20 protein-coding genes are annotated in these 12,432 nt (G+C 63.8%); 15 read left to right on the top strand and 5 right to left on the bottom strand.

All coding sequences use genetic code 11. The features are described 5' to 3' along the window. Positions 1-2: 2 nt before the first annotated feature. From OKW35_RS33390 to OKW35_RS33370, 5 genes are read right to left on the bottom strand one after another with little or no spacing between them, the layout of a single operon-like run. On the bottom strand, positions 3-488 hold the full coding sequence (locus tag OKW35_RS33390; RefSeq protein ID WP_429554328.1) for a hypothetical protein: 486 nt from the start codon (positions 486-488) through the stop codon (positions 3-5). After that, a complete protein-coding gene (locus OKW35_RS33385; protein ID WP_429554327.1) occupies positions 485-760 on the bottom strand; it encodes a hypothetical protein in 276 nt (91 codons plus the stop codon). Before OKW35_RS33385 ends, OKW35_RS33390 begins: the two co-directional genes overlap by 4 nt. Then, on the bottom strand, positions 757-1,800 hold the full coding sequence (locus OKW35_RS33380) for a hypothetical protein (protein ID WP_429554326.1): 1,044 nt from the start codon (positions 1,798-1,800) through the stop codon (positions 757-759). The genes OKW35_RS33385 and OKW35_RS33380 overlap by 4 nt, the downstream gene beginning before the upstream one ends. Further along, on the bottom strand, positions 1,790-2,692 hold the full coding sequence (locus OKW35_RS33375) for a YqaJ viral recombinase family protein (RefSeq protein ID WP_429554325.1): 903 nt from the start codon (positions 2,690-2,692) through the stop codon (positions 1,790-1,792). Before OKW35_RS33375 ends, OKW35_RS33380 begins: the two co-directional genes overlap by 11 nt. Further along, a complete protein-coding gene (locus OKW35_RS33370; RefSeq protein ID WP_429554324.1) occupies positions 2,631-3,020 on the bottom strand; it encodes a DNA-directed RNA polymerase subunit alpha C-terminal domain-containing protein in 390 nt (129 codons plus the stop codon). Before OKW35_RS33370 ends, OKW35_RS33375 begins: the two co-directional genes overlap by 62 nt. Positions 3,021-3,776: 756 nt before the next feature. Here OKW35_RS33370 and OKW35_RS33365 point away from each other — a divergent pair. The 15 genes from OKW35_RS33365 (at position 3,777) to OKW35_RS33295 (ending at position 12,430) form a co-directional block, all read left to right on the top strand. Then, positions 3,777-3,998 carry a hypothetical protein gene (locus tag OKW35_RS33365; RefSeq protein WP_429554323.1) on the top strand — a complete coding sequence of 74 codons (222 nt, stop codon included), beginning with the start codon at positions 3,777-3,779 and terminating at the stop codon, positions 3,996-3,998. A 9-nt stretch (positions 3,999-4,007) separates the two neighbouring features. Further along, on the top strand, positions 4,008-4,397 hold the full coding sequence (locus tag OKW35_RS33360; protein WP_429554322.1) for a hypothetical protein: 390 nt from the start codon (positions 4,008-4,010) through the stop codon (positions 4,395-4,397). A gap of 7 nt (positions 4,398-4,404) precedes the next feature. Beyond that, complete coding sequence (locus OKW35_RS33355) at positions 4,405-5,394, top strand: hypothetical protein (RefSeq protein ID WP_429554321.1); 990 nt, start codon at positions 4,405-4,407, stop codon at positions 5,392-5,394. Continuing rightward, complete coding sequence (locus OKW35_RS33350) at positions 5,375-6,025, top strand: hypothetical protein (protein ID WP_429554320.1); 651 nt, start codon at positions 5,375-5,377, stop codon at positions 6,023-6,025. The genes OKW35_RS33355 and OKW35_RS33350 overlap by 20 nt, the downstream gene beginning before the upstream one ends. Beyond that, on the top strand, positions 6,022-6,258 hold the full coding sequence (locus tag OKW35_RS33345) for a hypothetical protein (protein ID WP_429554319.1): 237 nt from the start codon (positions 6,022-6,024) through the stop codon (positions 6,256-6,258). The genes OKW35_RS33350 and OKW35_RS33345 overlap by 4 nt, the downstream gene beginning before the upstream one ends. Next, entirely contained in the window at positions 6,255-6,578 is a 324-nt protein-coding gene (locus tag OKW35_RS33340; protein WP_429554318.1) for a DnaB-like helicase N-terminal domain-containing protein, read from the top strand. Before OKW35_RS33345 ends, OKW35_RS33340 begins: the two co-directional genes overlap by 4 nt. Next, entirely contained in the window at positions 6,575-7,096 is a 522-nt protein-coding gene (locus OKW35_RS33335) for a RusA family crossover junction endodeoxyribonuclease (RefSeq protein ID WP_429554317.1), read from the top strand. Before OKW35_RS33340 ends, OKW35_RS33335 begins: the two co-directional genes overlap by 4 nt. Before the next feature lie 17 nt (positions 7,097-7,113). Next, on the top strand, positions 7,114-7,341 hold the full coding sequence (locus OKW35_RS33330) for a hypothetical protein (RefSeq protein ID WP_429554316.1): 228 nt from the start codon (positions 7,114-7,116) through the stop codon (positions 7,339-7,341). After that, entirely contained in the window at positions 7,331-7,957 is a 627-nt protein-coding gene (locus OKW35_RS33325; RefSeq protein ID WP_429554315.1) for a hypothetical protein, read from the top strand. The genes OKW35_RS33330 and OKW35_RS33325 overlap by 11 nt, the downstream gene beginning before the upstream one ends. A 123-nt stretch (positions 7,958-8,080) precedes the next feature. After that, entirely contained in the window at positions 8,081-8,428 is a 348-nt protein-coding gene (locus OKW35_RS33320) for a hypothetical protein (protein ID WP_429554314.1), read from the top strand. Positions 8,429-8,570: 142 nt separating this feature from the next. Next, positions 8,571-8,759 (top strand): HNH endonuclease, encoded by a 189-nt coding sequence (locus OKW35_RS33315; RefSeq protein ID WP_429554313.1) that lies wholly within the window; start codon positions 8,571-8,573, stop codon positions 8,757-8,759. Between the two features lie 133 nt (positions 8,760-8,892). Continuing rightward, positions 8,893-9,426: a ParB/Srx family N-terminal domain-containing protein gene (locus tag OKW35_RS33310; RefSeq protein WP_429554312.1), complete on the top strand. Its 534-nt coding sequence runs from the start codon at positions 8,893-8,895 to the stop codon at positions 9,424-9,426. After that, the gene (locus OKW35_RS33305; RefSeq protein ID WP_429554311.1) at positions 9,423-10,217 is read left to right on the top strand and encodes a hypothetical protein; all 795 of its coding nucleotides are present in this window, start codon (positions 9,423-9,425) and stop codon (positions 10,215-10,217) included. The genes OKW35_RS33310 and OKW35_RS33305 overlap by 4 nt, the downstream gene beginning before the upstream one ends. Further along, positions 10,192-10,635 carry a phage terminase small subunit P27 family gene (locus OKW35_RS33300; protein WP_429554310.1) on the top strand — a complete coding sequence of 148 codons (444 nt, stop codon included), beginning with the start codon at positions 10,192-10,194 and terminating at the stop codon, positions 10,633-10,635. The genes OKW35_RS33305 and OKW35_RS33300 overlap by 26 nt, the downstream gene beginning before the upstream one ends. After that, on the top strand, positions 10,601-12,430 hold the full coding sequence (locus OKW35_RS33295; RefSeq protein WP_429554309.1) for a terminase large subunit: 1,830 nt from the start codon (positions 10,601-10,603) through the stop codon (positions 12,428-12,430). The genes OKW35_RS33300 and OKW35_RS33295 overlap by 35 nt, the downstream gene beginning before the upstream one ends. Positions 12,431-12,432: the final 2 nt, after the last annotated feature.

Below are 12,432 nucleotides of genomic sequence, written 5' to 3'. Positions count from 1 at the left end.
CGTTAGTTCTCCCTCGGTTGTGGCGCGTCGACCAGTTCGAGCAGGCCAGTAAAGAAATTCGGGATGTGATGCCCGGCAATGGATGACGCAGCGCGCACGATAAGCGGACGCATATGTCGCAGGCCGTCCGTCAGTTCCGCACAGAGCACGTCGACGTTGGTCTGCAATACATCGTAATTGCCCGCAGCGACGTTATGCCTGATGGCATCGGCGAGCCGGAAGATATCCTCGAAATTCGTTAGCGCTTCGATCAGATCGTCGTCTGTCATGTCTCGCTCCATTCCGCCGAACGCTTCCCGGGCAATCTGCCTGCGTCGCTCATACTCGCGAAAGAACAGGTCGTCTTCGTCAATCCATGTCGTCAGGTCATCTAACGCCTGTGCGGTTTCAACGAGTGCCGTGCTGATCGGCGTGATCCGGTCCGCGAGGTCTTCGATGCTGCTTATGAAGCGCTCGTCGCCGCTCTCATGCCGCTGGAAGTCAGTCATGGCAGTGGCCCTCTCTCTGAAAGACGTCCGTTGATCACGAGTTGCGTGACGGCGAACGCGAACGCCTCTTCACGGATGCGGTCGAGTGCTTCGACCGCCTGCTGTTCCGGCATCTCGGCGAGCACGTCATGAATGCCGAACAGGACCAGCACGCCCGCGAAGAAGGCGCGCTGCACATCGGAGTGCTGGGCGAGGCTCGCGCCGGGCGGAATGTTCGACTTCGCGAAGCGCTCGAACTCGGTGCCGAGCACATGAGGGTCGGTCACGTTCATGATGCGGCCTCGGTCTCGCTGCCATCGAGCCGCTGCATCGCCGCTTCGAACAGCGTGTTCAGTTCGTTGCGCTGTCCTTCATCGGCGACCGAGCGGATCAGGTCCCGTGCAGCAGAAAGCGCCTCGACATCCCGACGCCGCTCGGCCGCATCAATCGCAGCTGCGACATCGGCGTAGCTCGGTGAAAACACATCGGCCTGCGGGCTTGTGCCGGACGGCGGCGCGCTGCGCGACTTCGTCTTCTCCGCGTTCAGCTTCGCCTGATAGTGCTCGCGGGCCTGCTGCTTTTCTTTCTCGTCAGTCAGCCGCCCCGCGAGATCGCCAGCAGCGGCGAGGGCCTGTGCGTCGCTCGCGCTGTCGATTGCCGCGAGCACGTCCCGCAGCTTCGGCGGCTTGCGCAACCGGCCCTTCACCGCCTCGGCGCGTGATGCCGCCCCGGCCGCTTCGTGCCGGCCGCTCACTTCGCCTGTTGCCGCATCGACCTGCTCGACCAGCCCCATGTCGATCGCTTCGCGGACAAGCTCGGCGATCGGCAGACCACGCAGCACGTCCGGAAACTGGTCACGCAGGGCGAAGCCGCGCGCCCGCATCTGCAACATGCGTTTCGGATACTTCTGCCAGACGTCCTTGCCGAGCAGGCCCGCCTGTTTCGCATCGGCGAGACTGAAGCGCGCGGTCCGGTCGGCCTTGCCGTGACGCTGTGCGATGCAGACCGCGACGGCGTCCGCCGTGTCTTCGTGCTCGTAGAACTCGATCACGTCCTTGCACGCCGGGCTGGACATCACGAGCGCAAGCACGGCGTCGCCCCATAGCGCCGGACGGTTACCGATCACGGCGATGTTCTGAAGGCTCTGCATCGGCTTCAGGCCAAGCTCGTTGCCCCACTGCATCGCGACTGCACAGGCCTCGGGCTTGCCCTGATAATCCTTCGGTGCGAGGCCGCTCGCCGCGATCATCTCGGCGAACTGCATCATCTCGCCGAAGTTGCGCGGTGACAGGTCGGCACTGTCCTGCTGGACTTCGATCACGTCATTCGTCATGGCTGGCTCCCTTTGAGAAACGGAGATCGGTGTACTGGCACGGCTCGACGGTGTAGCCTCTGCGCTGGACGATCTTCCGCCGGTATTCACCACCGGTCGCCAGCTTCCCGATCGCAGCGTCGCCCATCAGATCGAGCAGATGGGCCTTGCAGCCATCGGCGACGGCTTCGTAGTTCTTCGCCTTCGACTGTGCTTCGAGCAGCGCGCCGTGCCAGTGGACGGCTTCGTCGGGCAGGTCGATGACACCACCGCCCGTACCGGGATGCAGTTTCTTTATCAGGTCGAGCGTGGCGGGACTGTCGTAGTCGAACTCGGGCGGTTCCTCGCGCTCGACGTGCAGCCAGAAGTCGTGCTCGTGTTCGACGACGAGCTCGATCAGTTCAGGATCGCGGTCGATGTGATAGCGGCGCAGTTCGTTGCCGCCGACGCAGGCGATCAGGTCCCACGCCGGGTAGTTCACGACCGCCATGTAGTGATGGCATTGCAGAAAAAACCGCTCAGGCACGCAGTCGGACCCGTCCGGGCCCCACTCGGCGGACTGGCGCACGACCAGCCAGTCGACGTTCTTTATCTCGACACCGCGCCGCTCGCCGACGACCAGCCTGTCGATGTTCGCGCGCATCCACCTGTACTTCGGATGCACGAGTGACTGATGGCGCTGGCGAAGCTGAAGGCCATACTTCTCGGACGCCCACGCCGCGATCGCCGGTTCGATATGACGGCCTGCGGCCATCCGCTCGTTGTCTTCGACTTCGGGCAGGTGGCCGAGCTTGCGTTCCCACAACTCGCGTTGCGTGACGTGCGGGTCCACACCGAGCGCGGCTGCACAGTCAGAGCCGCCGATTCCGAGCCGACGCTCTGCCAGCCATGCGGTCCTGTCGATCCTGTTCATTGGTTGCCTCTGCAAGCGATAGGCCGTGCTCGGCGAGCACGGCTTGCAGGTTACTGACGGAGCGCAGGCCAAGACCGGGAATCTGGAGCAGGCTCGGCGCCGACTCGTCGAGCAGCCGGTCGAGGCTGCGGATGCTGGCCGCGTGCAACGCGTTGATGACCTGTTTCGGCAGGCCGAGCGCGGTGAGCGAACGCGGACGGGGTTTACGGGTGGGCTCGGCGCCGGGTTCGCTAGCCCTGGCGATAAGCTCGTCGATCAGCGACCGGGCGCTGTGTAACTGGTCGAGTGTGCTGTAGGTGCCGACCGTTACGGAAGTGCGTTTTTTCATGGACATTTTCACAAGTTCTATTCGCGCGATCGGGGCTGTCCCATTCAATACCGGCAGGGCTTTTCAGACCGCGAATCAGTGAAAGCTCTAATATGGAATTAGCGGAAAAAATCAGTGAAAACTCTAATGAAGATAATGCCTCGCATTGACGATAGGTGAATAAGCGTTAATGCAGGATTCGAAAAATAGACCTGAATCAACATAAAGGGAAGGTATTTTATTTGGACGCGAATGCAGAAGTCGCCGGGCGGGGTCGGTGCCCGCTTGTGGTGGTGTCTGAAGTGTTTCCGGTAACAAGCCGAGAGAATATCAGTTTGATGCAAACGTTTAACACAGGGTAAACACCCGTGCAAAGGCGATTTGGCTCAACGATCCGCGAAGTTATAGTGTTTACCCTTAGGCGTCGACCACCATATTTCTTTCAGTCCGTTAGGGTGTGAAGTACATAACGCAAGCCCGTTGGCGCGATTACGGGTTTTCACTTAGACGGTATTAACTCGGCTCTCAGGCTGACGGCACTTGCGTGAGATCGCCATTCACCACACTCTGGGAAAAAGCCACTGGGCGGACCATCCGGTTATTCAAAAAAAATTCTGCTTGCATTAATCACCACGGCGTATCTAATCTTTTCTTTACCCCGCCCGACCTCTCAACGCAGCCTTAATGCACGCCGAATGCAAAAAGGCTCCTGCCGGACAAGCCGCACGAGGCGCTAGCGCTTCACTTCCCGCCGACTCCTGCCATCGAGGAAACGACATGAACGCCGGACCTGTCGTATCGATCGTCACGCCGCGCCAGCAGCAATGGTGCGATGCCCATGAACGCGCCGAACAGCAGGTCGGTGACCTGTTCGTCTGGTGGTGCTCGATGCGCGCGCAAGGCCGCATCACAGAGACGGGCGAGCCGACGCTTGCCGATCAGCTTCGCAGCTTCAACGCGGTGCAGGTCACGCCGCTGCCCATGAGCGGTGACGACTGAGCCGCTGCCATGACCACCCTTCGCGAGGTGAAGCACGAAGTCGTCGACGCCCGATATGTCGCGATGTGTACTGCGATCGCCGAGTGTGCGGCGATCGACGAAGTGAAGGACCTGCGTGACAAGGCCGTCGCGCTCGAAGTCTATGCGAAGCAGGCCCAGAACTTCGACGCCGAGCGGCAGGCGCAGGAAGTCCGCGTTCGCGCAGAGCGCCGCGCCGGGGAACTGCTGAAGGCGATGACGAAGGCCAGGGGCGGCCAGCCGTATCAGGCTACCGGTCAATCCACTGGACCGGTAGGACAGACGCTTGCCGATCACGGCATCACGAAGAACCAGTCGTCACAGTGGCAGCAGCTTGCGGACGTGCCGCAGGCGCAGCGCATCTTCGACGACGCGGCATAAGGTCATCATGGCCCGCATCCGCACGATCAAGCCCGAGTTCTGGACGAACCCGCAGGTCACGCGGGTATCGTTCGCAGCCCGGCTGCTGTTCATCGGAACGTGGTCGTTCGCCGACGACCACGGCAACCTGCCGCGCGACCCCGAGAAGCTGAAAATGCAGGTCTTTCCGGGCGACACGATCGAGGTCGAGCCGCTGCTGGTTTCACTGATCGCTCAGGGATTGCTCACGGAGTACTCCGTGAGTGCTCCGGAAAATTTTGGCAGTTTTGCAGAGCGCTTTTTGCACATCCCGACGTTCACAAAACACCAGTTGATCAATCGTCCGTCGAAACCGCTGTATCCCTTGCCGGACAAGGCCGAGCAGGAACACTCACTGAGTACTCACGGACGGAAAGGGAAAGGGAAAGGAACAGAGACTGTCTCTGTCTCTGTTAACACCAAAAACCTTAAAACCAATCTCTCTAAAGACGACAACGGTAAACCTCGCGCGCGCGCACGAAGCAGCCCGAGCGGACTGTCGCCGTCACGATCGCTGTCGCGATCGCTGTCGTCGTCCGCGAGCATGCCGGTTGACGATGCACAGACCCTCACGCCGAACGCCGTGGGCACGCAGCAGCCACCGCAGGCAGTCGCCGACACGATCGCAGCGAACCTGCGTGCCCGCGATGTGCGCTACGTCACCCGCTCTGCCGAGCGCATCGGGAAGGCTGTCACAGCAGGCGCGACCGCCGCCCTGTTCGACGAAGCCTGCTCCGTCGCCATTGCGGAAAAGCATGGCCTGCCGGTCGGCGCGAACTACGTCGCCGGGATCGTCGGCAACTGGCTTCGCGAAGGCCATTCGCCGCATGCCGTCAACGGGCACCCGTCATCGAACTTCGATTCGCTGGGGAAGGAGCGCCAGGCGACCTACAAGGGGCTGACCGGACGGGACAAACGCCGGAGCGGTGTCATCGACGTGCCGATGCGGGAGGTCAGCGATGACACGAAGCATCCCTGAGCATTGGGTCGAACGGCTGTTCGATCGCATGTCGTCGATCTACGGCTCGCGATTCCTCGACCTGTGGCGCGGCATCGACATCGCAGGCGTCAAGGCGACGTGGCGCGAAGGCCTCGCGAGCGTGAGCGACGCAGGCCTGAAGCGCGGTGTCGCAGCGCTGTTCCACGAGAAGTATCCGCCGACGCTGCCGCGCTTCATCGAACTCTGTTCGATCGATCCGATGTACGTGCGGCACGAGCAAGCGGCGATCACGCACGAGCATTGCCTGACGCCGGCCGGCGAAGACAGCCTCGCGAAAATCCGCGAACTGCTCCGCCCGGTCGCCACACGCGCACGGGTCCCGACCGGCTCGACCGGGATCGAGTGGGCCTTCCGCATCCTGCGTGAAGCCGACGAACGTGTCATTCCCCTGCATAAGCTCACGTTCGCCCAGCAGGCCATCGCGAACTGGTGCGCGTCGCATCCCGTCCGCCGCGATCAGCTTGACGACTTCGGCAGGCTGTTGCCGACCGTGACCGTGCCGCACTCGCTGGTCGCCGGTGACCTGCCGCCGCGTGTACCGTCGCCGCACATCTACGGCGAGCACGGCGATCGTGAACCCGGCACCGACGACGAAGAGGTGACAGCATGAGCCACTTCGCGATCATCAGCGCACGCCGTCTGCGCAACCTGAGCGCACCGCTGACCGACCACGAACGGCTGTCGGTCGCGACGCTGATCGAGGTGCTCGATCACGACCTCGGCCGCGCACAGGACGCACTGCATCGCATCGCCCATCTGATCGGCGACATTGAACCCGGCATCGACCTGACCGTCGCGCTGCCGGTGCTGGTCGCTGCCCTTGTCGACGGAGAACGGCCATGAAGTTCGAGACTGATCGCCGTACGCGTGGTGAGCAGCGCGTGCTGGCCTGCCTGCTTCAGCGCAACCAGTCGCTGCTGCACTGCGCGGGACTGATACCGCGACACTTCTCGCACGACCAGCACGGCATGATCTTCGCCGCGATCCGCGTGCTGATCGCACAGGGTGTCGTCGCCGACCCGCAGAGCGTCCTTGCGTTCCTGTGCGATGCGTGGCCGCGCAATCACTGGAGCGCGGACTACCTGCACATGCTCGCCGATCTGCCGGTGCGCCCGAGCAATTGCGGCTACTACGCGATGGTCATGTTCGAGGAACTGCCGTGAAGACCGCCGCGCTCCTGGAGACCGCAGAGCAGCCGGTCACGCTGACGCTGCCGTATCCGGTGAGTTCGAACCGCTACTGGCGGACCTATGTCGTCGCAGGTCACGCACAGACGGTCGTGTCCGCCGAAGCGAAGGCCTATCGCCGTGAAGTCGCGTGGCTGCTGAAGCTCGCGAAGGTCCGCGAGCCGATCGACGGTCGTGTCTCGATCACGGTCGTCCTGCATCCGAAGCTGCCGCAGGATGCCGTGCAGCGCATGCGCAAGTTCGGCGACAGGTGGGAGGACGACGTCGCCTGCATCGACCTGGACAACTCGCTGAAGGTCCTGCTCGATGCGATGAAAAACCGCGTCTTTCTCGATGACCGCTTCGTGTGGAAGATCGACGCACGACGCGGCGAACCGAAGGCCGAGGCGCATGTTGTCGTGACGGTCGCGCGCCTGCCGTATCACGAACCGCAACTGCACCTGTTCGACACGATGCCGCGACAGGTGTCTGCCGAAGACCCGTTCACACCATGAAAAATCAGGAACGACTGATGACCGTTCGACTCGACGCGATCCGCCACCACCTCGCTGCCGACAATGACCGTCTGCGCGAAGCACTGCGACTGATCGCCGAGATCGCCGAAGGCAGCACGACTGCCGGTTCACTGCCGAACATCGCGCGCCTCGCACGCAATGCGCTCGTCAGCGCTGCGGCCGGGAACACGGCACTGCGGCAGCCGGCAACTGACCCGAAGGAGCAGAAAGCAGATGCACGGTGAGCCTTTCCGGGACGTGAGCGTAGCGCTGTCGACCAGCTATCGCATGGCGGTGACACCCGTGATCGACGCGGGTGCGACCCGCCGCGCGCTCATCATGATCGCTGCCGTCCGGCCGAGTCGCAGCCGCATCCAGGCCGATTGGGTCCGGCAACTGCTCGGCAGGCCGTCGCGCGTCGTCGACCTCTCGGGCCTCACGCGGCTCGAAGCCCGCGCGCAGTGCGCGCTCGTGCGGCAGGCCGTGTTGCGACTGCTCCCGGACCCCGAGGCCTATGCGGTCCTCGCGCGCTATTCCCAGACGCCCGGCGAGAAGCAGTTGGGTGTGTCCGGGCTGGTGGTGCTGCTCTCGGCCACCAGTCCGGCTCCCGCCCCGGCGACCGACTGGCTCGCCGATCCCGTGTGGGACCTGCTCTGGCGTCGCTATCTGCCGCCGCGCTACGGCGATGGCCTGTCGCTGCGGGAGATCGCCCGCCGCACGCATACCAGCCGCTCGGGACTCGCACGCCGTGCGGCCGAACTCGACACGCTGCTCGATGAACTGGAACGGCATGCGCTCGCGACGCTGGAACACGCCTTCGTGCCTGACGGTCTGTGCGAAGCGCAGACCGTGCCAACGTGACTTGAAGGCGTGGGACAAATTACCTATCCTGATGCCAGGGTGGGCGTCGTGTGCACGTCCCGCTCCAAGTCTGTTTCCTTCCGGCGAAGGAGCGGACTTTTTTTTTGGCCGGAGGACTTCCTGATGGTGACGATGGCTCAGGCCCGCGCGATGCGCGAAGGCAAAACCCTGTCCGGTGACCGCAACCAGTGCGCCGCGTGCGGTCTGCTGTTCAACTCATGCGGCGCTTTCGAGAAGCACCGCACCGGGACCTTCGGCACAGGCGACGGCCTGCCTGCTGCCCGCCGCTGCCTGACTCCGACAGAGATGCTGGCGACTGGTATGTCCCTGAATAAGTCAGGGTTTTGGGTCGCGTCCCGGATGACTGATGCCGCTCAGGACCTTCTGAAGGACGAGAAACAGCGGCGAGAAGCCGGGACCAGACAGCTAGAAGCCTCTGGTGACGGTCAGCAGGTAGTAGGACAGCCATGAAGCCTGCCAGAGGCTCCTAGCATTTTGGCCAAGTGTCATGTCTCCTTCTGCCCAGCCCCGCGTACAAACCCGTACCCGAGGCCGTGCCTGGCTCAGGATCAGACAGCGACAACTGCGGGACCATCCGCTCTGCGCGGTCTGCATGAAGCAGGGTTTCGTCACCGCCGCCGCCGAGGTCGACCACATCGTGCCGCTGTTCAGGGGCGGCACCGACGCGCCCGGCAACCTTCAGTCGCTCTGCGTGCCGTGTCACGAAGCCAAGACCCGCGACGACTTCGGCCAGCGTCAGAGCGGCTGTGACCTGTTCGGCTCGCCACTCGAATCGCGATAACGCCGCGCGCCGACCTCGGGGACCGCCGTGGGGGTCGTCCGAATGTTTTGCCCGGTTTCAGAGGAAACCCCGAGCCCTCCTTTTTTTCCATAAATTCGTTCCATCGCCGGGCTTGCCTCGATAGGAGTCTTCAATGGATCAGCCGTCAGCGCCAGCGCCTGCGCAGTGGCCTGCCGCGAAGGTGCAGCTATGGGACATCGAGCGCCTGATTCCCTACGCGCGCAACGCGAAACAGCACTCGGCGACGCAGATCGCGCAGCTTGCCGCAAGCATGAAGGAATGGGGTTTCACGGTGCCGGTACTCGCCGCTGAAGACGGCACCATCATCGCGGGACATGGCCGGGTCCTGGCCGCGCGACAACTTCAGTGGCAGAAGCTGCCGGTCATGGTCGCGAAGGGCTGGACCGACGCACAGCGCCGCGCCTACGTGCTCGCCGACAACCGTCTCGCAGAGTCACCGTGGGACGACGATCTGCTCGCCATCGAACTCGACGCGCTCGCAGCCGACAAGTTCGACCTGAGCCTGCTCGGGTTCACGAACGACGAGATGGATGCGCTCGCGAAGGCTGGCGAATTCAACCCCGGCAGCGCGGGCGAACAGGGCGACCTCTCGCGTCTGCAACCGCTGATCTGCCCGCACTGCGGCGGCGAAGTCCCGCGCTCATGAGCACGCCCGCACGCCAGTCGCCAGCACCGGTAGCGAAAACTGCCCTGCGGGTGGATTGGGCCACTGCGCAGGCGGTGGACTATGCCTGCGCGCACTGGCACTACTCGCGCTCGGTCCCGTTCGGCACGAACGTCAAGATCGGCGCGTGGGAGAACGACCGCTTCATCGGCGCGGTCCTGTTCTCTCGCGGCGCCTGCCGCTACATCGGCAGTCCGTGGGGCCTGACACAGACCGGCGTGTGCGAACTGACCCGCGTCGCCCTGCGTGACCACACGACACCCGTCTCGCGGATCGTGTCGCTGGCGATCCGGTTCCTGCGCAAGGCCTCGCCGGGCCTGCGGCTCGTAATCAGCTATGCCGACGCCGCGCAGGGACATCACGGCGGCATCTACCAGGCGATGAACTGGATCTACACCGGGGCTTCGAAGACCAGGCGCGTCGTCGTCAATGGCGAGGTGCTGCATGGCAAGTCCGCCGAGAACCGCTGGGGCAAGAACGGCAACAGCATCCCGTGGCTCAGGGCACACATCGACCCGAAGGCCGAACGCATCGACGGCGGCGACAAACACCGATACCTGCTCCCGCTGGACGACGCCATGCGTGAGCAGATTCTGCCGTTCGCACAGCCTTACCCAAAACCCATCACGCGCGAGAAGCAGGCGATGACCGGTTCCACCGGTACAGCGGCGGCGCAACACCGACCCTCGCGCTCCATCCTCAAAACGGTGACCCATGCCCGGAAGCATCCGCAAAGGTCGCGGAACCGTGCCCCGAAAGCCGACGCACCTTAGGGTGATCGAAGGCACGACGCACAAGAACCGCAACCCGTACGAGCCGAAGCCCGACCCCGCGATTCCCGACCCGCCGACGCATCTGTCGAAGTCGGCACGCGCCGAGTGGGACCGGCTATCGAAGCAGCTATTCATGCTCGGCCTGCTCACGCAACTCGATCGTGGTGCGCTCGCAGCGGTGTGCGCCGCGTACGGGCGGTGGGTCGACGCCGAGGAAGCGCTCGAGAAAATGGGTCGGCCGCTGCTCTACAAGACGACCAACGGCAACTGGATACAGCACCCGCTGATCGGCACGGCGAACCGCGCCGCGTACCAGTACGTCCACCTTGCCGCCGAGTTCGGTCTCTCACCTTCGGCACGCGCGAACATCCGCGTGAAGCCTGATGACCAGCAGGACCTCGCGAAAGCGTACTTCTGAGCCTGCCGCCGATCCGGTCACGCAGTACGCGAAGGACGTCAGCGACGGTGCGATCGTCGCCGGCCCTGACGTTCGCGCAGCCTGCCGCCGACACCTGCACGACCTGCGGCACGGCCGCGCGCGCGGCCTGACGTGGGACCTCGAAGACGCGATGCGCGTCATCAACTTCTACCCTGACGTGCTGCGTCTGAACGGCGGACAGTTCGAAGGCGTGCCCTTCGGCCTGCTGCCGTGGGAAGCCTTCGTCGTCGGCAGTCTGTTCGGCTGGAAGCGCACCGACGGTACACGACGTTTCCGCGAGGCCTATGTCGAGTCCGGGAAGGGTTCAGGCAAGTCACCGCTCGCCGCAGGCATCGGCCTGTACATGCTGGTCGCCGATGGCGAGGAACGCGCCGAGGTCTACGCCGCCGCGACGAAAAAGGAACAGGCGCAAATCCTGTTCCGTGATGCCGTCGCGATGGTCGACCTGTCGCCCGCCCTGAGCGTACGCATCACGAAGTCAGGCCGTGCCGAGCGCACGTTCAACCTCGCATATCTGCACACGGCGTCGTTCTTCCGCACGATCGCGAGTGATTCGACCGGACAGAGCGGCCCACGTCCGCACTGCGCACTGATCGACGAGATTCACGAGCACAAGGACCGCACCGTCATCGACATGATGCAGGCAGGCAAGAAAGGCCGACGCCAGCCGCTCATTTTCATGATTACGAACTCGGGCTTCGACCGGACTTCGCTCTGCTACGAGAAACACGAGTACGGCCAGAAGATCGCCGCACAGACACTCGACGACGATGCGTTCTTCGCCTTCATCTGTTCACTCGACGAGGACGAAGACCCATTCGAGGACGAGGCCTGCTGGGTGAAAGCGAATCCTTCGCTCGGGCAGACGATCCAGCACTCCTATCTCGACGAACAGGTCCGGCAGGCGCGCGGCATGCCGTCGCTCGAATCCACCGTGCGGCGGCTGAACTTCTGCCAGTGGGTCGATGCCGCTGATCCGTGGATCAGTAGCGACCTGTGGCGCAGCTGCGAAGTCGGCGCGCCGACGATCACGCAGCAGGCCGCCGCCGAGGTCGAAGGCTCGGGCCTGTGGCAGCAGGTCGTCGCCCACGCCGCATGCGAACGCGATGCCCTGATCGGCCGCATGGAGGGCCGCAATGTCTACGGCGGACTCGACCTGTCCGGCACCCGCGACCTGACCGCGCTCGCTGCGGCCTGCGTTCAGGACGATGGCAGCGTCGACGCCTTCGTCGAATTCTGGTCGCCGGAAGACACGATGCAGGAACGCTCGCGCCGTGACGCCGTGCCGTACCCGGTGTGGGTCAAGGCGGGATTCGTGCACGCCTCGAAAGGTCGGGCCGTCGACTACGGCGACGTGGTGCGGCGGCTCGCCGAACTGGAGGCGCGACTCACGATCGGGGGCATCGCCTTCGACCCGTACCGCATCAAGTACTTCGAAAAGGACCTCGACGACGCCGCGCTCGTGCTGAAGCTGGTCCCGCACGGTCAGGGCTTCCACCGCGCCGCGGAGTCCGGCCTGTGGATGCCGCGCTCGATCGAGCAGATCGAACAGCTTGTCTTCGACAACAAGCTGCGCGTCGCCTTCAATCCGTGCCTGCGCTGGAACGTGAACAGCGCCGTGATCGAGACGGACCCGAAGAACAACCGCGTCTTCACCAAACGCAAGATCGGCAAGAACAAGATCGACGGCCTCGTCGCCCTGACGATGGCTGTCGCTCTCGCACTCGACGGCGCGACCGAGCGCCAGCCCGAGTACCAGATGTTTTTCCTCTAGGG

It is taken from the genome of Paraburkholderia sp. MM5477-R1 (assembly GCF_050436385.1).
GTDB lineage: Bacteria > Pseudomonadota > Gammaproteobacteria > Burkholderiales > Burkholderiaceae > Paraburkholderia > Paraburkholderia tuberum.
Note: the sequence above shows the minus strand (reverse complement) of the source record. Positions and strands in the feature narration are given on the sequence as shown.

Coding starts and splice junctions, on each gene's coding strand:
- OKW35_RS33390 (WP_429554328.1), bottom strand. CDS start 488: ATGACTGACTTCCAGCGGCATGAGAGCGGCGACGAGCGCTTCATAAGC.
- OKW35_RS33385 (WP_429554327.1), bottom strand. CDS start 760: ATGAACGTGACCGACCCTCATGTGCTCGGCACCGAGTTCGAGCGCTTC.
- OKW35_RS33380 (WP_429554326.1), bottom strand. CDS start 1,800: ATGACGAATGACGTGATCGAAGTCCAGCAGGACAGTGCCGACCTGTCA.
- OKW35_RS33375 (WP_429554325.1), bottom strand. CDS start 2,692: ATGAACAGGATCGACAGGACCGCATGGCTGGCAGAGCGTCGGCTCGGA.
- OKW35_RS33370 (WP_429554324.1), bottom strand. CDS start 3,020: ATGAAAAAACGCACTTCCGTAACGGTCGGCACCTACAGCACACTCGAC.
- OKW35_RS33365 (WP_429554323.1), top strand. CDS start 3,777: ATGAACGCCGGACCTGTCGTATCGATCGTCACGCCGCGCCAGCAGCAA.
- OKW35_RS33360 (WP_429554322.1), top strand. CDS start 4,008: ATGACCACCCTTCGCGAGGTGAAGCACGAAGTCGTCGACGCCCGATAT.
- OKW35_RS33355 (WP_429554321.1), top strand. CDS start 4,405: ATGGCCCGCATCCGCACGATCAAGCCCGAGTTCTGGACGAACCCGCAG.
- OKW35_RS33350 (WP_429554320.1), top strand. CDS start 5,375: ATGACACGAAGCATCCCTGAGCATTGGGTCGAACGGCTGTTCGATCGC.
- OKW35_RS33345 (WP_429554319.1), top strand. CDS start 6,022: ATGAGCCACTTCGCGATCATCAGCGCACGCCGTCTGCGCAACCTGAGC.
- OKW35_RS33340 (WP_429554318.1), top strand. CDS start 6,255: ATGAAGTTCGAGACTGATCGCCGTACGCGTGGTGAGCAGCGCGTGCTG.
- OKW35_RS33330 (WP_429554316.1), top strand. CDS start 7,114: ATGACCGTTCGACTCGACGCGATCCGCCACCACCTCGCTGCCGACAAT.
- OKW35_RS33325 (WP_429554315.1), top strand. CDS start 7,331: ATGCACGGTGAGCCTTTCCGGGACGTGAGCGTAGCGCTGTCGACCAGC.
- OKW35_RS33320 (WP_429554314.1), top strand. CDS start 8,081: ATGGTGACGATGGCTCAGGCCCGCGCGATGCGCGAAGGCAAAACCCTG.
- OKW35_RS33315 (WP_429554313.1), top strand. CDS start 8,571: ATGAAGCAGGGTTTCGTCACCGCCGCCGCCGAGGTCGACCACATCGTG.
- OKW35_RS33310 (WP_429554312.1), top strand. CDS start 8,893: ATGGATCAGCCGTCAGCGCCAGCGCCTGCGCAGTGGCCTGCCGCGAAG.
- OKW35_RS33305 (WP_429554311.1), top strand. CDS start 9,423: ATGAGCACGCCCGCACGCCAGTCGCCAGCACCGGTAGCGAAAACTGCC.
- OKW35_RS33295 (WP_429554309.1), top strand. CDS start 10,601: ATGACCAGCAGGACCTCGCGAAAGCGTACTTCTGAGCCTGCCGCCGAT.